Origin of the sequence: Brucella tritici (assembly GCF_008932295.1) — a bacterium.
Taxonomy (GTDB): Bacteria; Pseudomonadota; Alphaproteobacteria; order Rhizobiales; family Rhizobiaceae; genus Brucella; species Brucella tritici.
On sequence record NZ_WBWA01000017.1, the window covers coordinates 24,708 to 49,469 of the forward strand.

The window sequence follows — 24,762 nt, forward strand, 5'->3', positions numbered from 1 at the left end:
CCTGATTATATGGTCAGCGCGGAAAGCTCTGCTGGTTTCCGGCGTCGACATTGATGATGTTGCCGGTGGATTTTGCCGAAGCATCGCTTGCAAGGAAGTAGATGGCCTCGGCGATATCTTCCGGCAAAACATTGAGCTTCAGCAGCGAGCGCTTGCGATAATGCTCCTCCAGCTCCGAAACATCGATCTTGGAGGATGCGGCACGCTGTTCGCGCCACTCACCGTCCCATATCTTGGAGCCGCGCAGAACTGCATCGGGGTTGACGACATTGACGCGGATGCCAGCATCAGCACCTTCCAGCGCCAGACAGCGGGCCAGATGGATTTCAGCGGCCTTGGCCGTGCAATAGGCGGATGCATTGGGTGAAGCAGCAAGACCATTCTTGGAAGCGACAAACACCACATTGCCGCCGATCTTCTGGCGGCGGAACAGGCGAAAGGCCTCCCGCGACACGAGGAAATAGCCGGTCGCCAGAATGTCGATATTGCGGTTCCACATGGAGAGTTCGGTGGTTTCCACCGGAGCCGACGACGCGATGCCTGCATTGGAGACCAGAATGTCGATGCCGCCCAGCTCGACACTGGCTTCAACAAAGGCATTGGCTACGCCCTTTTCGTCGGTGACGTTCAGTTCGACACTGCGCACCTGATCGGCGCCATAACGCTTTGACAGATTGACGTGAGCGGATTTGAGCGATTCTGCGTCAATATCCGCCAGAACCACGCAAGCGCCCTCGCCCGCCAGCCGCTCGGCGGTGGCATAGCCGATGCCGCCAGCGCCGCCGGTGATAAGCGCGATGCGCCCGGCAAGGCTTTTCGGCTTTGGCATGCGTTGCAGCTTGGCTTCCTCAAGCAGCCAATACTCGATATCGAAGGCTTCCTGTTCAGGCAGGCCCTGATATTCCGATACGCCGGATGCACCGCGCATCACATTGATCGCGTTGACATAAAACTCACCGGCGATGCGCGCAGTCGCCTTGTCGCGTGCGAAGGACAGCATGCCGACACCGGGGATCAGGAAAATCACCGGATTGGGATCGCGCATCTTCGGCGAATTGTCGTGCTTGCACGCCTCGTAATAGCGCTTGTAGTCGGCGCGATAGGCTTCCAGTGCACCCTCAAGCCCGGCAACGATAGCATCGACATCGGGCTTGGCCGGGTCGAAATTAACGACCAGCGGGCGGATTTTGGTGCGTAGGAAATGATCCGGGCAGGACGTGCCCAAAGCGGCCAGCGGGCGCAATTCCTTCGCATTCACGAATTCCAGCACCGCATCCTGATCATCGAAATGGCCGAGCTTGCGCTCTTCCTTGCCGATGAGCCCGCGAATTTCCGGCATCAGACGCGCCGCAATGGCGCGACGCTCCGCAGCAGCCAGGCTTTGCGTGACAGCGCCGCCGAAAGCGGCCTTGCCTGCCGTCTTCTGGTCCAGCCATTCAATGGCCTTGTTGATGATGGCGAGCGTGGTTTCGTAGCAGGTCTTTGCGTCATTGCCCCACGTGAAAAGTCCATGACTTTCAAGGATAACGCCCTTTGCCTTGGGATTTGCCTTTACAAAGGCTTCAAGGTCAAGACCGAGCTGGAAGCCGGGACGACGCCATGGCAGCCAGCCGATTTCGCCGCCGAAAATCTCGGCCGTCAGTTCACGGGAATTCCGGGATGCGGCGATAGCGATGATCGCATCGGGATGCATATGGTCCACATGCCTGAAGGCGACAAAACCATGCAGCGGCGTATCGATGGATGCCGCGCGCGGATTGAGATTGAAGGTGCAGTGCGGCAGGAAGCCGACCATGCGGTCCTCATCCTCAACGCCCTTATAGATGGCTTTCAGAGCGTCGAGCTTGTCCTGATAAAGTGTCGCAAAGCCATCGAGCTTGATTGTGCCGACATCACCGCCCGAACCCTTGACCCAGAGAACCTGAACCTTTTCGCCAGTCAGCGGATCGGTTTCCTCCACCTTGGCGGAAGTGTTTCCCCCGCCGTAATTGGTGATGCGCTTGTCGGAACCGAGCAGATTGGAGCGGTAAAGCAGCTTTCCCGGCTCATCCATCGTTGCTGCTCTGGCATCATCCCACCGGTTTTCGAGAAGCCTGCTCTGGGCCACCATGTCATCCTCCCAAGTCTGTTATGGTGAATCGCAAGCCGCCTGTACGTCTGCAAGTACGTCTGCATGCCCGTTCAATGTGCCAGCGATCATGTTGCGGCAGATATGACGTATCAAACGAATTGCTGTCAATCACAAACGATCACAATCAATCATTAATGTGATTATTGTGCGCCATTGTGATTGTTTGTGATTGACAGTCGCGATATTTATGCCCGATACAAAGACAAGGAGGAGCCATGCACGAAAGAGAGCGCCACCGCATCATCCTGAGTGCTGTTCAGGAAAAGCCGGTGATTACCATTCAGGATCTGGTGGAACTGACGGAGGCGTCGGAAGCGACACTTCGCCGGGATATTGCGTCGCTCCATATGCAGGGCAGGATCAAGCGCGTGCGCGGTGGCGCAGAGGCTATTCATCCGCCGCAATTCGGCAATCTTGCGGGTCGTCCTTTCAAGGTTTCGGAATCGGAAAACGCGGACCGCAAGCGCGCAATAGCTCGTGAAGCGGTTGCGCTGTGCGAAGAAGGCGACAGCATCATCATCAATGGCGGGTCCACGACTTTTCAGATGGTGCATTATCTTGCTCCGCGCCGCCTTCAGGTGCTGACCAATTCGTTTGCCATCGCCGAACATCTTCTGCGCCAGTCGAAAAGCACGGTGATCGTGCCCGGCGGTGCGATCTATCGCGACCAGAGCCTTATCCTGTCGCCTTTCGACAATGACGTTATTCGCAATTTCTACGGTCGGCGCATGTTTATGGGCTGTCAGGGGATCAGCCCGCTCGGCGTCATGGAATCCGATGCGCTGATCATCCAGAGCGAACAGAAACTCATGGGCCAGGCGGACGAACTTGTCCTGATGGTCGATTCAACGAAATTCACACGCCGTTCCAGCCTCATCCTTTGCCCGCTCGACCGGGTCAGCACGCTGATCACCGATGACGGCATTTCGGATGAAGCGCGGCGCATGGTGGAAAATGCGGGCATCCGGCTCATCGTGGCGCAGGTCTCCGCAAATGCTGGCAAGGGCGACCCACGGGAGGATTCCGCCGAGGTGGCCTGAGCCGGAACAAGCGAAACATATGTCTTTATACTGGGAGGAATGAGACATGAAACTTTTCAAGAAACTGGCATTAGGCACTGCACTGGCCGTTGCCTTCATGGCTGCCCATGCGCAGGCCGCCGACATGAAGATCGGGCTTGTTGCGAAGTCGCTCGGCAACGGCTTCTTTGAAGCTGCCAACAAGGGTGCGCAGGAAGCTGCGAAGGAACTGGGCGGCGTAGAGGTCATCTATACCGGCCCGACCACCACAACGGCGGAAGGTCAGATTGAAGTCATCAATTCGCTGATCGCGCAGGGCGTGGATGCCATCGCCATTTCGGCCAACGACCCGGATGCTGTCGTCCCCGCCCTGAAGAAAGCCGCACAGCGCGGCATCAAGGTGATCTCGTGGGATTCGGGCGTCGCACCTGAAGGCCGTATCGTTCACCTCAACCCGTCTTCCAACGAACTGATCGGCAAGATGTGCCTCAAGCTCGCAGCCGATCACCTGCCGGACGGCAAGGGCGATTTCGCGATCCTGTCTGCTACCACCACTTCGACCAACCAGAATATCTGGATTGGCGAGATGAAGAAGCAGCTCAAGGACTTCCCGGGCCTCAATCTGGTGACCACCGTTTATGGTGACGACCTGGCCGACAAGAGCTACCGCGAAGCGCAAGGACTGCTGACTTCAAATCCGAATGTGAAGGTCATCGTGGCACCGACGACCGTTGGCGTTCTCGCTGCCTCGCAGGCTGTGAAGGATGCAGGCAAGATTGGTGATGTCTATGTGACCGGCCTTGGTCTTCCGTCCGAAATGGCCGGCGCCATCAAGTCGGGCGCAACCAAGGAATTCGCTATCTGGAACCCGATCGACCTTGGCTATTCGGCAACCCAGATTGCCTATCATCTCGTCAAGGGTGATGCCGATGGCAAGCCGGGCTCGGAAATCGAAGCCGGACGCATGGGCAAGATCAAGATTGGTGACAATGGCGAAGCCGCAATGAGCGATCCGTTCGTCTATGACGCGTCGAATATCGACGAATTCTCCAAGGTCTTCTGATCGGAAAGCGCATCCCGAAAAGTGTGAAACGGTTTTCGGACACGATGCGTATTTTAAAAAGAGGCGGCATTCGCTGAACGGGTGCCGCCTCCCGTTCCCCAGAATCGATTTCAGGTGTCTGCAATGAATGCAGCTTTTCTCTCAAGCGGCGATTCCAGCGGTGAGCAGACGGTGCTTGCCATGACGGACCAGCCCATTCTGGAAATGCGCGGCATTGCCAAGACATTTCCCGGTGTGCGTGCGCTCGATGACGTCAATATCGCGCTCTATCCCGGTAAGGTGACCGCGCTGATCGGCGAGAACGGCGCAGGCAAGTCCACGCTCGTGAAAATCCTCACCGGCATCTATCAGCCTGATGAAGGTGAAATCCTCATCGACGGCAAGCCGGTGCATCTGGCGACCGCACAGGATGCGACCGATCACGGCGTCACGGCTATTCATCAGGAAACCGTGCTCTTTGACGAATTGTCGGTGGGCGAAAACATCTATCTCGGCCATGCGCCGCGCACGAAATTCGGCTTCGTCAACTGGAAGGCTGTCTATGCTCGTTCGCAAGCCTTGCTATCCTCGCTGGAAACGACGGTCGACGCGCGCATCAAGCTGAAGGAACTGTCCATCGCCCAGCGCCATCTGGTCGCCATTGCCCGCGCGCTGTCAGTGGATTCGCGCATCGTCATCATGGACGAACCGACCGCAGCCCTGTCGCGCAAGGAAGTGGACGACCTGTTTCGCATCGTGGCGCGGCTGAAAGCGCAGGGCAAAGCCATCCTGTTCATCAGCCACAAATTCGATGAAGTCTACGAAATCGCCGATAATTATGCGGTTTTTCGCGACGGGCACGCCGTCGGGCACGGCACGCTTGCCGATACACGGCAGAACGATATTGTGCGCATGATGGTCGGACGGTCTGTCGATCAAGCCTTTCCCAAACAGGATGTCGCCATCGGCAAGCCGGTGCTGACCGTCGAAAACTATTCGCACCCGACCGAGTTTCGCGACATTTCCTTTGAGCTGCGCAAGGGGGAAATCCTCGGCGTTTACGGCCTTGTCGGTGCCGGGCGTTCGGAATTCGCACAATCGCTGTTCGGTATCACCAAGCCATCCCGTGGCCGTGTGACGCTTGAAGATCGCGAGATCAGCATCCGCCGTCCCGGCGATGCGGTGGCGCATGGCATCGTCTATGTGCCGGAAGAGCGCGGACGCCACGGCGCCGTGCTGCAACTGCCGATCTTCCAGAATGTATCGCTGCCGTCGCTCGCCCGCACCTCGCGCAATGGCTTTCTGCGCATGGCGGAAGAGCTGGCGCTGGCGCGCAAATATGCCGAGCGCTTCGACCTGCGCGCCGCCGCCCTTTCCGTACCGGTCGGAACGCTATCCGGTGGCAATCAGCAAAAGGTTGTCATCGGCAAGTGGCTCGCCACCAATCCGAAGGTCATCATTCTCGACGAGCCGACCAAGGGCATCGATATCGGTTCCAAGGCCGCGGTTCATGCCTTTATCAGCGAACTCGCCGCCGAGGGGCTCAGCATCATCATGATCTCGTCGGAACTGCCGGAAATCATCGGCATGTCTGACCGCGTGATGGTCATGCGCGAGGGGCTGATGGAAGGCGTCTTCGAGCGCGCCAGCCTCGACGCGGAAGTGCTAGTGCGCGCCGCCACCGGAAACACGGAGTAGACGATGAAACAGTTGCTCAAGCAGCGCGAACTCCTGCTCCTCGTCATTATCGCTCTTCTGGTGGGGCTGTTCGCAAGCCGCGCTCCGGGCTTTGCCAACGCACATAATCTGGCGAATATTTTCAACGACACGTCTATTCTCATCATTATCGCGCTCGGACAGATGGCGGTGATCCTGACCAAGTCCATCGATCTGTCGGTCGCCGCCAACCTTGCCTTTACCGGCATGGCCGTGGCGATGCTGAATGCGACCTATCCGGGCCTGCCGCTCGTGCTTCTGATCGCGCTGGCAATTGGCATCGGTGCGGTTCTGGGCGCGATCAACGGCATTCTGGTCTGGAAACTCAACATTCCGGCGATTGTCGTCACGCTTGGCACGCTCACCATCTATCGTGGCATGGCCTTTGTGCTGTCCGGCGGCGCATGGGTGAATGCGCATCAGATGACAGCGCCCTTCCTCAACACGCCACGCACGCCTTTTCTCGGCCTGCCGCTCTTGGGCTGGACGGCGATCCTGATCGTGGCGCTCGTCTATGTGCTGCTGACGCGAACATTCTTCGGTCGTGCCCTTTATGCCTCCGGCGGCAACCCGACCGCCGCCGTCTATACCGGCATCGACGTCGGCCGCACGCGCTTCTTCGCCTTCGTGCTTTCGGGCGCGCTCGCCGGGCTTTGTGGCTACCTCTGGGTGTCGCGCTATGCCGTCGCCTATGTGGATGTGGCCGCCGGGTTCGAACTTGACAGCGTTGCGGCCTGCGTTATCGGCGGCATCTCAACACTTGGCGGGATAGGCTCTGTCGCCGGTGCGGTTCTTGGCGCCCTGTTCCTCGGCGTCATCAAGAACGCCCTCCCCGTCATCAACATATCGCCCTTCTGGCAGATGGCGATCTCCGGTTCCGTCATTATTCTGGCGGTGATCTTCAATGCACGTCAGGAAAAGCGGCGCGGACGCATCATCCTGCGCGACAAGGCTGCAAAGACTTACGAGGAGGTTACGGCATGAAGAACGAACAGCGCCGTCACATTCCGGACCGGCTCGGAACGCCATTCTCGCGCATCTTCGCAAGCTGGGAAATGCTTCTGCTTGGTGTCGCGATTGCGATCTTCATCGCCAATTCCTTCGCTTCGCCCTACTTCCTCAATGCCTGGAACCTCTCCGACGCCACGTTCAACTTCACCGAAAAGGCGTTGATCGCCTTTGCGATGACGCTTCTGATCATTTCCGGTGAAATCGACCTCTCGGTCGCTGCGATCATTGCGCTTTCCTCGACCGCGATGGGTGCGGCTGCGCAGGCTGGCGTCGGCACGCCGGGTCTGGTCTGCATCGGCATTGGCACCGGCCTTGTCTGCGGCGCAATCAATGGCGGGTTGGTGGCCGGGCTGAAACTGCCATCCATTGTCGTGACCATCGGCACGATGAGCCTTTTCCGCGGCATTTCCTATATCGTGCTCGGCGATCAGGCCTTTGGCGGCTATCCGGAAAGCTTTGCCTATTTCGGACAGGGCTATGTGTTCTGGGTCTTCTCGTTCGAATTCGCACTGTTCATTCTGTTCGCCGTGCTGTTTGGCGTGCTCTTGCATGCCACCAGCTTCGGACGCCGTATCTATGCCATCGGTAACAATGAATTCGCGGCGCGCTTTTCCGGCATTCCGGTTGAGAAAACCAAATTCGTGCTTTTCCTGATGACGGGCGTGATGAGTGGCATCGCCGCCGTTTGCCTGACCTCGCGCCTCGGCTCGACGCGCCCGTCCATTGCGCAAGGCTGGGAACTGGAAGTCGTCACCATGGTCGTGCTGGGCGGCGTGTCGATCCTTGGCGGCTCGGGCACAATCGTCGGCGTGGTGATCGCCGCTTTCGTAATGGGCCTTGTGACCTTCGGGCTTGGGCTTCTCAATGTGCCGGGCATCGTCATGTCGATCTTCATCGGCCTCCTTTTGATTGTCACCATTTCATTGCCGATCCTCATCCGGCAGTTCAAAGGGAGACGCACAGCATGACGGCTGAACGCTATGCATTTCGCATGACGCTTAATCCGGGCATGGAAGCGGAATATCGCCGCCGTCATGATGAGATATGGCCAGAACTGGTGGACCTTCTCCACGAGGCAGGCGTGTCGGATTACGCGATCTATCTCGATGAAGAAACCAACATTTTGTTCGGCGTGCTGACGCGCAGCGCCGGTCACGGCATGGCGACCCTGCCCGACCATCCCGTCATGAAGAAATGGTGGGCGCATATGGCCGACATCATGGCGACGAACCCCGACAATTCGCCGGTTTCTGTCGATCTCAAGCCAGTGTTTCACATGTCATGAAGCGCATCGCCATTCTCGATATCGGCAAGACCAATGCCAAAGTCGTCGTGATTGATGCGGCAGGCGGCGAGGAAATTGCCGCGCGCCGCATGCCGAACACTGTGCTCCGCGACGGCCCCTATCCGCATTATGATATCGAGGCGCTGTGGCGCTTCTTTCTGGCAAGTCTTGCGGATTTTGCGCAAGAGCCGGGTTTCGATGCCACTTCCATCACTACGCATGGCGCGTCGGCGGCCCTTGTCGCCGCAGATGGCACGCTGGCAATGCCGGTTCTCGACTATGAACTCGAATATCCAGCCGAAATCCGCGCCACCTATGCGGCCATAAAGCCGGATTTTCGCGATACGTTTTCGCCGACCCTGTCGCTCGGCCTCAATCTCGGCGCGCAGCTTCACTATCTGAAAACGGTCTTTCCTGTCGATTTCGCGCGCACCCATTTCATATTCACCTATCCGCAATATTGGGCATGGCGCCTTACTGGCGTCGCCGCATCGGAAGTGACCTCGCTTGGCTGCCACACGGATTTGTGGCTGCCGAAGCAATCGGCTTTTTCGGCGCTTGTCGACCAACTGGACATTCGCGAAAAATTCCCGCCGCTGCGCTCCGCCTTCGATGCGCTGGGCGAGGTTCTGCCCGAAATTGCATCAGAGATCGGCCTTTACAAAGCCGTGCCGGTTCATTGCGGCATTCACGATTCCAACGCATCGCTGCTCGCGCATCTGATGGATCGGGAAGGCCCGTTCTCGGTCGTCTCCACCGGGACGTGGGTTGTCAGTTTCGCCGTTGGCGGTAATTTTGGCGGACTAGCCCCGGAACGCGATACGCTGGCCAATGTCGATGCCTATGGCCGTGCCGTTCCATCCGCCCGTTACATGGGCGGGCGCGAGTTCGATATCATGACTGAAGGACTGACCGTTCCTCCGGTCATCGACCAGCCCGATATCGTGACAACGGTTCTGGCGCAGCACATTATGGCGCTACCTTCAGCGGTGCCCGGTTGCGGTCCCTATCCGAATTCCAATCTTCGCTGGATCAACGCAGACATGGCCAGCGAGGCGGAACGCTATGTTGCCGCCTGCATCTATGCGGCGCTGATGACGGAGACCTGTCTCCACCTGCTGGGTGCAGGTGGACCGGTTATTGTCGAAGGGCCGTTTGCCGGGAATCCGGTCTATCTTGAAGCGCTGTCGAATTTTACGGGACGTGACGTTGAAGCCGTATCAGGATCGACGGGCACTTCGCTCGGTGCCGGATTGCTCGCAGGCGCAAGGGTTCCGGAAAAACACGGCCGGATTTTCAGGCCGGGCAACGAAGCCTATGCCGCCTATCGAAAGCAATGGATAAAGAATACGGCATAAATTACTGAAACAAGATGGAATAAGCCCGGAATGCATGAGCGCTTTCCGGGCTTATTCTGGTCAGTTCAGTGCCTTCTGGCGCGTCTCCACGTCGATGAAGAAGGCGATAATACCGGCCAGCGCCAGAAGTCCCGCGAATAGCGCCACGGCGACGTAAAAGCTCTGGCTGATGACGAGCGCCAGCGCGGAGGGCGCAAGCAAGCCGCCAAGGCGAGCCATCGCGCCCGCCGCTCCCATTCCGCTTGCGCGCAATCCTGTCGGATAAAGTTCCGGCGTGAAAGCATAGAGTGCGCCCCATGTGCCAAGCAGCGCAAAGCTCATGATGAGAATGGATGAACCGACAACGGCAGAGCTGTTGGCCACTGTAAAGAGAGCGCAGGCAGCCGCGCTGATGAACAGGAAGGCGATCAGCGTCTTCTTGCGTCCCCACGCTTCCACGCCATAGGCGGCGAGTGCGTAGCCCGGCAATTGGGCCAGCGCAACCACGACAAGGAAGCCGTAGCCGCGGACGAAGCCAAAACCGTCACCGGCAAGCTTGGCCGGAATCCAGGTGAAAATGCCGTAATAGGACACCGAAACGAGGAACCAGATTGCCAGCGTCGTCAGCGTGCGCTGGCGAAGGTTTGGCGATAGAAGCTTTTCGCCTGTCACCATAAGCGGTGCTTCAAGCCGGGCCTTCGGCGGCAGCTCAGGCTTGCCATTACGGCGAAGCACGCGGTTCATCACCGATTTGGCTTCTTCCGGGCGCCCCGACTTCAGAAGATGCATCGGGGATTCCGGCACCCAGAGACGCAGCCATATGCCGATAAGGGCGGGTGCAGCGGTGACGACGAAGATATAGCGCCACGCATCCTCTACGCCTGCAAGGCTGGTGGCCCATGCCGCAAGGGCGATGATAACAGTGCCGACCGCCCAGAAACCTTCGAGCATAACCAGCCAGCGACCGCGATTTTTGGCCGGAAGGAATTCGGCCATCATCGCATAGTCGACCGGCAAGGTTCCGCCCACTGCCACGCCTGTCATGAAGCGCAGGGCGAGCAAGACGCCGAAGCTGGGCGCAAATGCGGAAAGCAGTCCGAAAACGGCATCACAGGCGACAGTGATGAGAAGCACGCGACGGCGACCATATTTATCGGCCAATCGTCCGAATACGGCTGCGCCGATCAGCATGCCGAGGAAGAACAGCGTTCCGGTCTGCAATGCCTGCGGAATCGTCAGCCCAAAAGTCTTTGCAATGGCAGCGCCGGTAAAGCCGACGGCAAGCACCTGCATGGCATCGGCGGCCCAGACAAGACCGAACACACCCAGAAGACCGCGTTGAAATGCGCCCGTACCCGCCTGATCGAGCGTCTGTTCGATGGTAACTTTCATGCCGCGACGTGTCCCCTGCTGCCGGCTGAATATATGCTGCCTTTTACAACGCTGACGATGGGGCGCTGTCAATCGCCCTTTTCCGATATTGCCCGATCTTTTGCCTGCAAATATTCCCAGAAGCTCTCGGCATGGGCCGGAAGTGCCGCATCGTGACGATAGATACGGACCTCAACCGTGAAATCCCAATAGGGATCAGTCGAGGCCGGTACGAGTTCGCCGCGTTGCAGTTCATCATAGATGAGACTTTCGGGCAGCCAGGCCATACCCCACCCTGCAAGCGCCATGGCCTTCAGACCGATCGACATGGTGTTTTCGTGAACCACCTGACGCTTGAACGCAGTGCCGGATGCAAATTTCTGCGACAGGGCAGCGCCGAAGAAGGAAAAGTCGCCGTAGCTCAGATATGGCAGCGGCTCCCCGCTGGCGATTGCGTGATCGAGTATCGGCCCTGTCTGTGATGGGCGCGAGACCGGCATCAGCCGTTCGGTGCCGAGCACGATATAAGGAAACTGGGTGCGGTCGATCAGGATCGGCACGAAATTATGGGCATAAGTCAGGAAGAAGTGAACCTCTCCTTCCGTCAGCGTCGCGATATTGTCCTCAAAGCCGCCGCGATCCGGACTGAGCAGGGAGCGGATGCCGCCAACATCGTCGTCGATCTGTTTCAGCCAGTGCGGAAAGAACGTGACCGTCAGCGTGTGCAGTGCTGAAAATGTGAGGACGGGATTCTGGACTTCGCGGCTCGGCTGCAACGCTTTGCGCGTGTTGTAGAACTGGCGAACCGTATCCTGCGCGACAGGCAGGAAGGTTCGTCCCTCGCGGGTAAGCTCGGCAGGAAACGTCGCGCGATTGACGAGCGTGACCCCCAGCCAGAGTTCAAGCTGCTTGATCCGGCGGGAAAATGCGGATTGCGTCACATGACGGGCATCTGCCGCACGTGAGAAACTCGACGTTGCCGCCAGCGCGATGAAGTCTTCCAGCCATTTTAGTTCCATTGGGTCGGGCCTTCTCTAGGGGAGTAGGGGAATAAGGGAATAGGTGAGTAGGGCATCAGAGGCAATTCGCGGCCCCACATACTCCCTTACTCACCTATTCCCCTACTCCCTCACCCCTTATGCAATTTCTGCATAGTGATTGCAAAACATAGCATTGGCAGCTCCCAAGCTTTTTCCATACCGTCGCGTCAGGGCTTGTTAAACGCGCATCTGTTCCGAAAATCGCTTCACGCTTTTCGGGGTGCGCACAATCAATCACATAGATGTCCGAGGACGTGTTTTGGCCAGGGTAATTTATTTGAACGGCGCTTTCGTTGCTGAGAACGAAGCGAAAGTGTCGGTGTTCGATCGCGGCTTTCTGTTTGGTGACGGTATTTACGAAGTCAGCGCTGTCATCGATGGGCGTCTTGTCGATAACGAGCTTCACCTCGCCCGTCTGGAGCGTTCCGTCAAGGAACTCGGAATTCCGTTGCCTGCTTCGCTGGATGCCATTCGTGCGGCTCAGATCGAGCTGATGAAACGCAACGAGCTTTATGAAGGCGTCGTTTATATGCAGGTGACGCGCGGCGAAGCTGAGCGTGATTTCGTCTATGCCGACGACATCAAGCCGAATTTCGTCATGTTCACGCAGGCCAAGAACCTCGCCAATTCACCGTCGGTTCAGAATGGCGTAAGGGTGGATGTTGCACCCGACACACGCTGGGCGCGCCGCGACATCAAGACCGTCATGCTGCTGGCACAGGTGCTGGCGAAGAAGCAGGCCAAGAGCAAGGGCTATCATGAAGTCTGGCTGGTCGAAGATGGCTTCGTCACCGAGGGCGGTTCATCGACGGCATTCATCATCACCAATGACAATGTGCTGGTAACGCGGCCGAATTCGCACGCCATCCTGCCCGGCTGCACGCGCCGCGCCGTCATCAAGATCGCGGAAGAACAGAACCTTCGCATCGAAGAACGCCTGTTCACAGTCGATGAGGCGAAGGCCGCCAAGGAAGCATTTCTTACGAGCGCATCAAGCTTCGTGACGCCGATTATCGGCATTCAGGATCACACGATCTCCGATGGCAAGCCGGGACCAATCACCCGGCGCCTGCAGGAGATCTACATGGATATGGCTCGCACGGGAGCGGAGCCGGTACTTCAACCTTAACCCCAAGAAAAGAAAGCAAGAGGGGACAATGACAATAAAAAGACTACTGAAACAGACAGCCTATGGCGCAGTTTTTGCCAGCGCAGCAGCGCTGGCAGGTGCGGGAGCCGCATTGGCAGCAACCGAAGGCTACGGCGATTGCCCGCTGACGGGTGAAAAGGGTTCGGCCAAGATCAATCCGGCGGTTGAGGGACAGTTTACTGTCATCATCAACCTGCCTGCCCTTGGCCAGTTCAACGGCGATACGCCGGACAGCATCAAGGACGGCTATGAATTCTGCATGGCGGTCAACATTGCGCATCGTCTGGGCCTCGACAAGGTAAAGCTCGTCAACGCCTCGTTCGATTCCATCGTTGCCGGTCAGAACAGGGATTACGACATCGCGCTTGCGCTGATCTCGGTTACCGAGCCGCGCAAGAAGGTCGTGGATTTCTCCGTTCCTTACATGAATTCGGATTACGGTGTTGCTGCACGTGCCGACAAGCCGGTTACCGAAGCTGACATGAAGACCGGAAAGATCGGAACTCAGGCCGGTACGACATTGGTTCCTTTCGCACAGGATACGCTGAAGGTCGCAAGCCTCGATGTGTTCGACGATACGGCTTCCATGTTTACCGCTCTTGCCGCTGGCAAGGTTGATGCCGTGATGACTGACCTCACGATCATCCTCGGACAGGTACAGAATTCCAACGGCAAGCTGGCGGTTGTCGGCAAGTATACGTCCGGCGGCGAGACCGCAGGCATCTACCCGAAGGGTTCGGAAAACAAGAAGGTCATCGACCAGCTTATCGAGGACATGAACAAGGATGGCACGCTGAAGAAGCTTGAAGCTGCCTATCTGCTTCCGTCCTGGGGAATGTCGCCTTCCGACGTTCCGCTCTGGAAGCCATGATCTGACGGTTTTCGGGTCGCAATCGCAATGCCGGTTGCGATCCGGACTGACCGGCATTCAGAACCCGACCTTTGCGGCTGACGTTCCCGATCATCGGGACCGTTTCCCCATCTGTTTCAGCGAGAATAAACCATGTCTTATCCGGCACCGGATGCAAGCGCGGAACGCGCGCGGCAATGGCGTGTCCGAAACAAGGTTCGCACCCATGGCGGTCGTTCCCTGTTCGCTTTTGTCTTTTCCTTCCTTACCCTTCTGGCCTCGGGCCAGACGGTCTATAGCGTTTCGAGCTATACGATCTCGCAGGGCTGGCCTGAATTGCCCGTTGTGGCAGTAGGCATCGTGCTGCTGCTGGCACCGCTTGCCGTCCTCTGGTTTGCCTGGCGTGCCGTGCAGATTTCGGGCGAAGCCGGAAAGAGCGCCGATATCTACCGTGGGCGCGAGCTCGGCGCACAGGCGTCCGATCTTTCCTGGCAGGTGATTTCCTATGCCGTAGCGGTTCTCATCATCTGCGCCGGCGCGTGGTTCATGATCGTCAATGACGCAGCCGTCAGCCGAACCTTCTTCGACGTTAGCCTGATCGTCAAATCGGCAGGTACGGTGCTGAAAGCTTTCGGCACGAATATCGTCATCTTCTTCGTATCGGCCATCCTGATCCTCGTATGGGCGCTCGTCATCGCCATTGCGCGCACGCTGCCGGGCAAGGCTGGCAAGCCCATCCGCGTGCTTGCAACGCTCTACAGCGATCTGTTTCGCGGACTTCCGGCCATCATCACGATCTATCTTATCGGTTTCGGCCTGCCCCTGACCGGTCTGCCGATCCTGAAGGATCTGTCCTCCAACGCCTATGCCATCATTGCGCTGACGCTGACCTACGGCGCCTATACGTCCGAAGTCTATCGCGCGGGCATCGAAAGCGTGCATCCAAGCCAGATCGCGGCAGCGCGTTCGCTCGGCCTCTCCTATGCGCGCACCATGCGCTATGTAGTTGTGCCGCTTGCCGTGCGCGGCATCATTCCGCCGCTGATGAACAACTGCATCAGCTTGCAGAAAGACACCGCACTGGTCGCCATTATCGGCACCATTGATGCCTTCAACCAGTCGAAGATCATCGCCGCGAACTATTTCAACCTGTCGGCTGTCACCACCGTCGCCATTCTGTTCATCGTCATCACCATTCCGCAGGCCCGTTTCGTGGACCGCCTGATCGAACGTTATCGCAGAAAAATGCGCTCGAGCATGTAAGGGGACGGATAATGGCACTCGTAGAAATCGACAAGGCAATCAAGCGCTACGGCTCGCTGGAAGTTCTGTCCGGGATCAGCCTGGACATCGAGGAACATCAGGTCGTGTGCCTGATCGGGCCTTCCGGCTGCGGCAAGTCCACGCTTCTGCGCTGCATCAACCGGCTCGAAACCATCGACGAAGGCGAAATCCGCCTGCACGGCGACCGGGTCACGGGACCGGGCGTGGACCTCGACATTTTGCGCCGCGAGATCGGCATCGTGTTCCAGGGATACAATCTGTTTCCGCATATGACGGTTATGGAGAATGTCACGCTGGGGCCGACAAAAGTGCTGGGCATGCCGGTGAAGGAAGCCGAGGAAAAGGGGCTGGCGCTGCTTGCACGCATTGGCCTCGATCACAAGGCGAAGGAATATCCCGACCGTCTGTCCGGCGGACAGCAGCAGCGTGTGGCCATTGTGCGTGCGCTCCTGATGGACCCGACGCTCCTGCTGCTCGACGAAATCACTTCGGCGCTCGATCCCGAACTGGTGTCGGAAGTGCTCGACATCGTGCGCGACCTTGCCAAAAAAGGTATGACGATGGTGCTCGCCACGCATGAAATGGGTTTTGCCCGCGAGGTTGCGGACAAGGTTTGTTTCCTGCAAAACGGCAAGGTCTATGAAGAAGGCCCGCCGTCGCAGATTTTCGGCAATCCGCAGGGCGAGCGCACGCAGGCTTTCCTCAAACGCATTATCGAGGCTGGGCGTCTTTGACGCCCTGCCCCTTCAACCCCTGACGGAAAATGACCATGACAGGCAAGGCACGCGACTACGGCATCATTTGCGGCATCATGCAGCCGGGCGAAAACAACGCCATAACCGATGTGCCGGGCGTGCGCGTGGGGCACCACACCTTGCGCAACGGCGATATCAATACCGGCGTGACGGCAATTATCCCGCATGTCGGCAACATGTATCGCCGCAAGGTGCTGGCCGCCTGTGATGTCATCAACGGTTTCGGCAAGAGCACCGGTCTCGTGCAGGTCGAGGAGTTGGGCACGCTGGAAACGCCGATCCTGCTCACCAATACGTTTGGCGTCGGAACCTGCGCTAATGCGTTGATCCGCGATGCGATTGCGGGCAATCCCGATATCGGGCGCACCACGGCAACCGTCAATCCTGTCGTTCTGGAATGCAATGACGGTCCGCTCAACGATATTCAGGCAATGGCGGTCACGGAGGCTGACGCGCAGGAAGCCTTGAAGATTGCCGGAACGGATGTCGGCGAAGGCAATGTCGGTGCGGGAACCGGCATGAGCTGCTTCGGCTTCAAGGGGGGCATCGGTACGTCCTCGCGCCAGTTCGAACTTGATGGCAAGGTTTATCACCTCGGCGTTCTGGCACTGACGAACTTCGGTCGGGCCGGTGATCTGGTTCTTCCCGATGGACGCAGGCCTTCACCGAAGGCCGAAGCAGAGCCGGAAAAGGGTTCGGTTATTCTGGTGCTCGCAACCGACGTTCCGATGGAGCATAGGCAACTGAAGCGCGTGACCCGCCGCTGCGGCGCGGGACTGGCGCGCCTCGGTGCATTCTGGGGCCACGGCAGCGGCGATATTGCCATCGGCTTTTCAACGGCAGTGACCTTCGATCATGACGAAGAGCGCGATGTGGTCGAGATCGCGGTGCTCAACGAAAACCGTATCGATACGTTGTTTCGCGCAGCAGTTGAGTCTACGCAGGAAGCCGTTCTCAACTCAATGTGCATGGCTGAACCGATGCGCGGACGTGCCGCAAACCGCCGTTCGCTTGCCGACTGGCTGGAAAATCAACGGAACTAAGCCCGGCAATCCCTGGCGGGCTCCACACAAAACCCTGATATTTTCTGTGTATTGCCACAATTGACTTTGCTCATCCGCTGATGATCGAAGCTGAAGGATGGCAATATGCTGTCGAACCGCGACTCGGCGCGACCCAAGGTATGCTCCCACGAGTTTGGACTGCCCAGGTACAACCGTTGCAGGTATAAGGCGCTTCGTTTTCGGGGCAGTCGAATACTGGCTTGATGACAGCACCGGAATTTCAGGACCAAATTTTTGACGACATCGCTTGTTCGCCTGACCGTATTGGGAAGTATTCTGCCATTGCTGGCGGCGTGCGTTACCGTTGGTCCCGACTACCAGAAGCCGAATGTGCTGACTCCTGCCGGATGGAACAGCAAGGCTGACAGACGCGCTCCGCAGCTTGGCGATTGGTGGAGGAGCCTGAAAGATCCGGTTCTGGATCAACTGATCGCAGAAGGAATCGCAGGCAGCCCGGATGTAGCGACTGCGAAGGCCAAAGTGCGGCAGGCCCGCGCCAATTACACCTCGGCTGGTGGCGCGCTTTATCCTCAACTGGATGGCCAGGGAAGTTACAAGCGATCAGACGGTCCCAATGTGACGGCGTCAAACCAGTCAAGCATGGGCTTTAACACGACATGGGAACTTGATCTTTTCGGCGGTAACAGGCGCGGTGTCGAAGCCGCCTATTACAATGTTGAATCCGCGAATGAACAATTGCGGGCAGCGCACGTGACGCTGATCGGGGACATCGCCACCAATTATGCCAATCTGCGCGGGGCACAGGCCAATATTGCCATTGCGCAGCGCAATGCTGCATCGCAGCGGCAGACTGTAGCACTGACACGCAACCAGCTTGAAGCCGGACAGATTTCGCAGGTCGATCTTCTGAACGCCGAGACCCAGGCCGCCACGACTGAATCACAAGTTCCGGGGCTGCGGATCAACTATGCCCAGTATCTCAATCAGCTATCGGTCCTGACGGGGCGGTCTTCTTCGGCGCTGGCGAGCGTTCTGGACAAGTCGCGTCCTATACCAGCAATTCCAGGCAAGGTTTCAGCAGGTCTGCCTGCCGATCTGTTGCTCAGTCGCCCGGATGTCCGCGCAGCAGAACGTGATTATGCAAGTTCCAATGCCAGCGTCGGCCAGAAGCAGGCCCTGCTCTATCCGAGTATTTCCCTCACAGGGAATATCAATACGGGCGGCGCCAATTTCGGCGATCTTGGAAAGCTGTCGACGATCAGCTGGGGCTTTGGTCCTAGTCTGACCGTCCCGATCTTCCACGGTGGAAAATTGAATGCAGATGTGGATGCGGCTCGTGCGGTCCGCGACCAGTCGTTCATCGCCTATAGAAAGTCCATTCTGACAGCGCTCAGCGAAGTCGAGAATGCCAGCGTATCGCTCAATCAGAACCGCCTGCGCACAGCGCAATTGCAGAAAATCGTCGGTAACAGCCGCAAGATCAACGAGCTGACGCTGGAGCAATATAGAGCGGGCACCAAGAGTTTTGTGGATGTGCTGACGGCGCAGCGTGACCTTCTCAGCGCAGAAACCAATCTCAGTCAGGCCCGGACGGACCTCGTTTTGAATTATGTTGCCCTGCAGAAAGCACTGGGCGGCGGCTGGAACGGCATCATCGATGTTGCGAAGCCTGAAGTCGTTGACGGCTATACAGGTCCGCGCATCGTCAAGACGCCGGCGCTTCCTCCACTGACAACCGATAAGAGACCACTATGAAACCCAAGTCCAAACGCCGTTTTCGCTGGCGCCTGTGGCTGGCTGTCCTCATCGCATTGCTGATTGTCGTTTACTTCGTCGTCCGCTCCCTGACGAAAGAAGAGCCCCTGCCCGCCACGACCGAGATCAAGCGCGGCGACATCGAAAGTTCGGTTCTTGCCACCGGCACATTACGACCGAAAAATCTCGTTGCTATCGGTGCGCAGGCAACTGGCCGTATTCTTTCTTTGAAGGTGAAACCGGGCCAGCAGATAAAGGCCGGTGAAGTCGTTGCGCTGATCGACTCCACCAATCAGCAGAACGAGCTGAACAAGGCGCAGGCGTCGCTTCGCCAGAACGAGGCCACGCGTGCGCAGAACCTCGCTGATCTGGAACTGGCTCGACAGGATCTGGCACGAAACCAGATGATGATCGGCAAGAATGCCGTCGCACGCGCCGATTACGACAAGGCGGTCAGCACCGTCAAATCGAAGGAAGCGCAGGTTGCCAACAGCGAAGCGGCAATCGCGGCGGCGAAGGTCGACGTCCAGATCGCCGAGACCAATCTCGCCTATACCCGCATCACCGCGCCTATCGATGGAACGATCCTGGCGACGGTGGTTCAGGAGGGGCAGACCGTCAACGCACAACAAAGTGCGCCGACAATCGCCATTCTTGGCCAGCTCGACACGATGACCGTTGAGGCCGACATTTCGGAAGCGGACGTTACGCAGGTTCGCGAGGGAATGCCGCTTTATTTCACCATATCAGGACAGAATTTGAAGCGTTATGACGCGAAGCTTGAGAAGATCGAACCAGCTCCGGATTCCATCGTCAGCGACAAGAGCTTCACGACGACAGCCGTGAGTTCTTCCAGCGCAGCGACTGCTTCGGCCATCTATTACAAGGGCATTTTCAACGTTCCCAATCCAGACGGCCTGCTCAGAACCTATATGACCACCGAGGTGCACATTCTGCTCGCGAAGGCAACAAATGCGTTGATTGTCCCTGTGACAGCCCTCAAAGACACCAAGGAGCCCGGAAAATATACGGTTCGTGTGGTGACAGGTGCCAGCAAGATCGAAGAACGAACGGTCGAAACCGGTATTACCGACAAGATCAACAGTGAAATCCGTTCAGGCCTGAACGAGGGGGACAGAGTCGTGACCGACAATCAGGCCGTCGCTCCTGCCCCTGCCGGTATCTGAAATGAATGAAGCACCGCTGCTCTCGCTCAAGGACGTCTCCCGACATTATCCGTCGGGTGATGACTTCACGACGGTTCTTAAACATGTGAACCTGACCATCAGGCGCGGCGAGATGGTAGCGATCATCGGCGCATCCGGTTCGGGCAAATCCACGCTGATGAATATTCTCGGCTGTCTGGATCGTCCGTCGGAGGGCGAATATCTGATTTCCGGTCGTGCAACTTCGGAGCTTGAAGCCGATGAGCTGGCGCAGCTGCGACGTGAACATTTCGGGTTCATTTTTCAGCGCTACCATCTGCTCGGTGAGCTGGACGCCGTTGGCAATGTTGAGATTCCAGCCATTTATGCAGGCCAGAAGAAAACTGAACGGCGCGACAGAGCCGAAATGATACTTCAGCGGCTCGGCATGGGTGACCGCACCCATCACCGGCCAAGCCAGCTCTCCGGTGGCCAGCAGCAGCGTGTATCTATCGCCCGCGCGCTCATCAATGATGCGGATGTCATTCTGGCAGACGAACCGACGGGCGCGCTCGACAGCCATAGCGGTGAGGAAGTTCTCGGTATCCTGCAGGAACTGAACCGCGAAGGGCGCACTATCGTTATCGTTACGCATGACCGGCAGGTTGCAGCGCGAGCGCAGCGCATCATCGAAATTCGCGACGGCGAAATCATTTCTGATACGAGAAATGGGGAGACTGAGCGGCCAGCGACTTCCGTGCCGGTTGAGCCGCCGCTCGCCAGACCAAGTCTGCTTGCTGGAATGCGCGACCGCTTCAACGAGGCTTTTGCAATGGCGCTTCGCTCGATGAATGCGCATCGGCTGCGCACTTTTCTGACGATGCTGGGCATCATTATTGGCACGGCTTCGGTCGTTTGCGTCGTGGCGCTCGGACAAGGATCACAACAGCAGATTCTGGAACGGATCAGCGATCTTGGCACCAATACGCTCTACATCAGTCCCGGCAGGGGATTTGGTGACCTCAAGGCAGCCCAGATCACCACACTGAACCTGAGTGATGCCGACGAGATTGCAAAATTGCCCTATGTCGTGGCGGCCACGCCATCCGATACAACCAGTTCCACCATTCGCGTTGGTGACAAGGAAGTCAGTGTATCGGTAAACGGCGTCGGTTCGGAATATTTTGCCACTCGTAATAGCAAGCTGCTCGAAGGACGCTTCTTCGATCAGCGCAATGTCGACGATCTGGCGCAAGTGGCCGTGGTCGATGAAACGGCCAGGACGACCCTTTTCCCGCATGAGGTCGGCTCCGTCATCGGCAAGATTATCCTTCTGGATAAGGTGCCGGTTCGTATTGTCGGCGTCGTCAAGGCGGAAGACCGGGGACCGGGATCGGCACAGACACTGGAAGTTTATCTGCCCTATGCGACTGTGAAGACGCGTATGACGGGCTCGCGTTCATTGCAGATGATCGTGATTCGTGTCGCCGACACAATGGAGCCGTCGGTAGCTGAAAAACTGATTACTGCATTCCTCACCAAGCGGCATGGCGAGAAGGACTTCTCCGTCTTCAATACCGACAGCCTGCAGAAAACCATTCAGGCCACGACCGCGACGCTTGCGCTTCTCGTCTCAAGCATTGCAGGCATATCGCTTTTCGTCGGCGGTATCGGGGTGATGAACATTATGCTCGTGGCCGTTTCGGAAAGAATCAACGAGATCGGCGTTCGCATGGCCATCGGCGCGCGGCAAAGCGATATCTTGCAGCAGTTTCTCATCGAGGCGATTCTCGTCTGTCTGATCGGCGGCGTGCTTGGCGTTCTCATCGCTGCTGGATTCGGTTTGTTGTTTGCGCAGTTCAGTTCGATGTTCCAGCTCATTTATTCGCCGACATCCATCGTGGTTGCACTTGTCTGCTCGAGCCTGATCGGCATCGGATTCGGCTTCATTCCGGCCCGCAACGCCTCCAGACTCGACCCGGTCGTGGCGCTCGCACGAGACTGACCTCTGAGTCTCGGACGTGAGTCCTTTCTGCCGCCGGGCATGTCCCCCGGCTACAGAATTAACAGGCGCAGAAAACTACCCTTGATTGTTTCGATGTGTATAAATCAATATAAGAAATCCATTTAATATATTGATATTATGGTCTTTATGAATGCAACCGATAGTAATATCCCCTTCGGGATGCCTCGCAAGGCGATATATGCCCTGCAAGAAATTTCTGTCTTTCGTGTCGTTTCGGAAGGGGGTTGTTAACCTTCATTTTTTATTACTTGGGCTCATTCAGGCGACAGTATCTATGGTTCAGGTATCATGCGTAATTTGAGAGAAAATTTCCCCCAGTCGACAGGAAATCGTGCAGAGAACGCTCAGGACCCGAAGCAGCCTCGCGGCCAGACGGGAAGTCACAATCCGGCCAGTGACGATGCCTGGAAAATCCATTTTTCGCTCGGTGCGAATGTTCGCTTTACCCGCACACCGGAAGTCGAGCTTCTGCGTCGTCGCGGCGAGGAACTCCCGAACATCAATGAGCGCACTCAGGCAAGCACGGACGAGGCTGCATCTGCGATCAGTGTGGAGAAGGTTGCAGAAGCGCAGCCAATGGCTGTAGCCGAACTCCAGAAGACCGTGTCGCAGAGCATGGTGCGTTCGCCAGTTGCACCGGTGCCGCCAGCAATGCCCGCAGTTCCTGTCGCAGTCGTCGTCGCTCCGGTAGAGCCCGTTCTGGAAGCCACTCCGGTCATGATTGAGGCTGTAAATCCGGCTCAGCCATCGGCATTTACCTATCTTTCCGATTTTGCTTTCTGGGAAGGTTGCGGCATCGATACAGCACTTGTACCTGCGGAGCCTCTCGTTTCTACTGTTCCGGCAGAACCGCGCAAGCCATTGCCCACCGTTGAATCCATTCTGGCACAGTTTCGCATTCGCGAATGGAACAAGCAGCCGGAGCCGGTTGCTGTAGCCCCGGTTCAGCCGGTCGCAGAGGCGCCGGTTGCGCCAATGGCAGTCATGGCACCGGAACCTGTTGCTGCCGTTCAGGTCGAAACGCCCGCGCCGCAGCCGATTGTGGTTGTGCCAGAAATCGCACCCGAAGTTGTCGGGGAAGCTACTGAAGATGAAGTCGTGCTCACCGTTGCGGAAGCCGAAGAGCATGTCGTCGAGGAAGTGGCAGCGCCGGAGCCGGTCATCGAAAAGCCTGCCCCGGTCAAGGCGGCGCCTTCGATTGCATTGTATCAGCCGCAGCCCCTCCCCCGCGCCGAAGCGCCGGTTATCCACGGCAGCTATGAATTCCCGCCGCGCGATCTCTTGCAGATGCCGCCCGAACAGGACGGAAATGTCATCACGCAGGAAATGCTGGAACGCAGCGCCGGACTTCTGGAAAGCGTGCTGGAGGATTTCGGCGTGCGCGGCGAGATCATCCATGTCCGCCCAGGCCCCGTCGTCACGCTCTATGAGTTTGAACCGGCGCCTGGCGTAAAATCCTCGCGTGTCATCGGCCTCGCCGACGATATCGCCCGCTCCATGTCGGCGCTGTCCGCCCGCGTGGCTGTGGTTCCGGGCCGCAATGTCATCGGCATCGAATTGCCGAATGCCAATCGCGAAACGGTCTATCTGCGTGAAATGATCGATAGCCGTACGTTCGAGGCATCGAATTACCGTCTGCCGCTTTGCCTCGGCAAGGGTATTGGTGGTGAGCCGATCATTGCGGAACTGGCCAAGATGCCCCACCTTCTGGTGGCAGGTACCACCGGCTCGGGCAAGTCGGTTGCAATCAATACGATGATCCTCTCGCTGCTCTACCGTTTCAAGCCGGAAGAATGCCGCCTGATCATGGTTGATCCAAAGATGCTGGAACTGTCCATCTATGACGGCATTCCTCACCTTTTGACCCCGGTTGTTACCGATCCGAAGAAGGCAGTCGTGGCGCTGAAATGGGCTGTGCGCGAGATGGAAGAACGCTATCGCAAGATGGCCCGTCTCGGCGTCCGCAACATCGAAGGCTTCAATGCCCGCGCCGCCTCGGCCAAGGGCAAGGGCGAGACCGTGATGTGCACGGTGCAGTCCGGCTTCGACAAGGAAACAGGTGAAGCGACCTATATTCAGGAAGAACTCGACCTGACGCCGATGCCTTACATCGTGGTCATCATCGACGAGATGGCCGACCTGATGATGGTTGCAGGCAAGGACATCGAAGGCGCAGTCCAGCGTCTTGCCCAGATGGCCCGCGCCGCCGGTATCCACCTCATCATGGCCACGCAACGCCCATCGGTCGATGTCATTACCGGAACGATCAAGGCCAACTTCCCGACCCGTATCTCGTTCCAGGTTACCTCGAAGATCGACAGCCGCACCATCCTCGGTGAAATGGGTGCCGAGCAGCTTCTCGGTCAGGGCGACATGCTGCATATGGCAGGCGGCGGACGCATCGTCCGTGTCCACGGCCCGTTCGTTTCCGATGAGGAAGTGGAAAAGGTAGTCAACCACCTGAAGGAACAGGGGCGTCCGGATTATCTGGCGACCGTCACGGAAGACGAGGAAGACGAAGACACAACGCAGGAAGCGGCGGTTTTCGATGCAACCTCGATGGGTTCGGAAGATAGCGACGACGTGTATGAACAGGCCATCAAGGTCGTGATGCGCGACAAGAAGTGCTCTACGTCTTACATCCAGCGTCGTCTCGGTATCGGTTATAACCGCGCCGCCTCGCTCGTGGAGCGGATGGAGAAGGACGGTCTGGTCGGCCCCGCCAATCATGTCGGCAAGCGCGAGATCCTGACAGGCAATCGCGACTGATCACCGCCGGATCAAGGTTAGAAAAGGGCCGGATTGCACATGCGATCCGGC

Annotated in this window: 18 protein-coding genes and 2 pseudogenes; 17 read left to right on the plus strand and 3 right to left on the minus strand. The window is 57.8% G+C overall.

What is annotated here, in order from left to right:
* Positions 1-13: 13 nt before the first annotated feature.
* Positions 14-2,110, minus strand: coding sequence for a bifunctional rhamnulose-1-phosphate aldolase/short-chain dehydrogenase (locus F9K91_RS16695; RefSeq protein WP_151678262.1), 2,097 nt, complete (start codon positions 2,108-2,110; stop codon positions 14-16).
* A gap of 236 nt (positions 2,111-2,346) precedes the next feature.
* On the opposite strand from F9K91_RS16695, the gene F9K91_RS16700 reads away from it, so the two are divergent.
* From F9K91_RS16700 to F9K91_RS16730, 7 genes are all read left to right on the plus strand, one after another.
* On the plus strand, positions 2,347-3,171 hold the full coding sequence (locus F9K91_RS16700; RefSeq protein ID WP_061345314.1) for a DeoR/GlpR family DNA-binding transcription regulator: 825 nt from the start codon (positions 2,347-2,349) through the stop codon (positions 3,169-3,171).
* A 46-nt stretch (positions 3,172-3,217) separates the two neighbouring features.
* On the plus strand, positions 3,218-4,213 hold the full coding sequence (gene rhaS / locus F9K91_RS16705) for a rhamnose ABC transporter substrate-binding protein (RefSeq protein ID WP_061345313.1): 996 nt from the start codon (positions 3,218-3,220) through the stop codon (positions 4,211-4,213).
* 123 nt (positions 4,214-4,336) lie between these two features.
* Entirely contained in the window at positions 4,337-5,890 is a 1,554-nt protein-coding gene (locus F9K91_RS16710; RefSeq protein WP_412842174.1) for a sugar ABC transporter ATP-binding protein, read from the plus strand.
* A 3-nt stretch (positions 5,891-5,893) separates the two neighbouring features.
* Positions 5,894-6,892 (plus strand): ABC transporter permease, encoded by a 999-nt coding sequence (locus tag F9K91_RS16715; RefSeq protein ID WP_151652691.1) that lies wholly within the window; start codon positions 5,894-5,896, stop codon positions 6,890-6,892.
* On the plus strand, positions 6,889-7,887 hold the full coding sequence (locus F9K91_RS16720; protein WP_151652689.1) for an ABC transporter permease: 999 nt from the start codon (positions 6,889-6,891) through the stop codon (positions 7,885-7,887). The genes F9K91_RS16715 and F9K91_RS16720 overlap by 4 nt, the downstream gene beginning before the upstream one ends.
* Positions 7,884-8,204, plus strand: coding sequence for an L-rhamnose mutarotase (gene rhaM / locus F9K91_RS16725; protein ID WP_151652687.1), 321 nt, complete (start codon positions 7,884-7,886; stop codon positions 8,202-8,204). Before F9K91_RS16720 ends, rhaM begins: the two co-directional genes overlap by 4 nt.
* On the plus strand, positions 8,201-9,562 hold the full coding sequence (locus tag F9K91_RS16730; RefSeq protein WP_151652685.1) for an FGGY-family carbohydrate kinase: 1,362 nt from the start codon (positions 8,201-8,203) through the stop codon (positions 9,560-9,562). Before rhaM ends, F9K91_RS16730 begins: the two co-directional genes overlap by 4 nt.
* A gap of 60 nt (positions 9,563-9,622) precedes the next feature.
* On the opposite strand, the gene F9K91_RS16735 is transcribed toward F9K91_RS16730, so the two are convergent.
* Both F9K91_RS16735 and F9K91_RS16740 read right to left on the minus strand, forming a co-directional pair.
* Positions 9,623-10,933: an MFS transporter gene (locus F9K91_RS16735; protein WP_061345307.1), complete on the minus strand. Its 1,311-nt coding sequence runs from the start codon at positions 10,931-10,933 to the stop codon at positions 9,623-9,625.
* Between the two features lie 68 nt (positions 10,934-11,001).
* The gene (locus F9K91_RS16740; RefSeq protein WP_061345306.1) at positions 11,002-11,931 is read right to left on the minus strand and encodes a LysR family transcriptional regulator; all 930 of its coding nucleotides are present in this window, start codon (positions 11,929-11,931) and stop codon (positions 11,002-11,004) included.
* Between the two features lie 298 nt (positions 11,932-12,229).
* On the opposite strand from F9K91_RS16740, the gene F9K91_RS16745 reads away from it, so the two are divergent.
* The 10 genes and pseudogenes from F9K91_RS16745 to F9K91_RS16785 all read left to right on the plus strand — a co-directional run.
* On the plus strand, positions 12,230-13,081 hold the full coding sequence (locus tag F9K91_RS16745; protein WP_412842175.1) for a D-amino-acid transaminase: 852 nt from the start codon (positions 12,230-12,232) through the stop codon (positions 13,079-13,081).
* A 28-nt stretch (positions 13,082-13,109) separates the two neighbouring features.
* Complete coding sequence (locus F9K91_RS16750) at positions 13,110-13,973, plus strand: ABC transporter substrate-binding protein (RefSeq protein ID WP_151678263.1); 864 nt, start codon at positions 13,110-13,112, stop codon at positions 13,971-13,973.
* Between the two features lie 132 nt (positions 13,974-14,105).
* Complete coding sequence (locus F9K91_RS16755; protein ID WP_151678264.1) at positions 14,106-15,215, plus strand: amino acid ABC transporter permease; 1,110 nt, start codon at positions 14,106-14,108, stop codon at positions 15,213-15,215.
* Between the two features lie 11 nt (positions 15,216-15,226).
* Complete coding sequence (locus F9K91_RS16760; protein WP_061345302.1) at positions 15,227-15,970, plus strand: amino acid ABC transporter ATP-binding protein; 744 nt, start codon at positions 15,227-15,229, stop codon at positions 15,968-15,970.
* 35 nt (positions 15,971-16,005) lie between these two features.
* On the plus strand, positions 16,006-17,034 hold the full coding sequence (locus tag F9K91_RS16765) for a DmpA family aminopeptidase (protein ID WP_151678265.1): 1,029 nt from the start codon (positions 16,006-16,008) through the stop codon (positions 17,032-17,034).
* 255 nt (positions 17,035-17,289) lie between these two features.
* The gene (locus F9K91_RS16770; protein ID WP_151678266.1) at positions 17,290-18,771 is read left to right on the plus strand and encodes an efflux transporter outer membrane subunit; all 1,482 of its coding nucleotides are present in this window, start codon (positions 17,290-17,292) and stop codon (positions 18,769-18,771) included.
* Positions 18,768-19,958, plus strand: coding sequence for an efflux RND transporter periplasmic adaptor subunit (locus tag F9K91_RS16775; protein ID WP_151678267.1), 1,191 nt, complete (start codon positions 18,768-18,770; stop codon positions 19,956-19,958). The genes F9K91_RS16770 and F9K91_RS16775 overlap by 4 nt, the downstream gene beginning before the upstream one ends.
* Before the next feature lies 1 nt (position 19,959).
* Entirely contained in the window at positions 19,960-21,921 is a 1,962-nt protein-coding gene (locus F9K91_RS16780) for a MacB family efflux pump subunit (protein ID WP_151678268.1), read from the plus strand.
* Between the two features lie 309 nt (positions 21,922-22,230).
* Positions 22,231-22,624 (plus strand): annotated as a pseudogene (locus tag F9K91_RS26715) (DNA translocase FtsK); the annotation flags it as partial.
* Positions 22,625-22,692: 68 nt separating this feature from the next.
* Positions 22,693-24,711 (plus strand): annotated as a pseudogene (locus tag F9K91_RS16785) (DNA translocase FtsK); the annotation flags it as partial.
* Between the last annotated feature and the right edge of the window lie 51 nt (positions 24,712-24,762).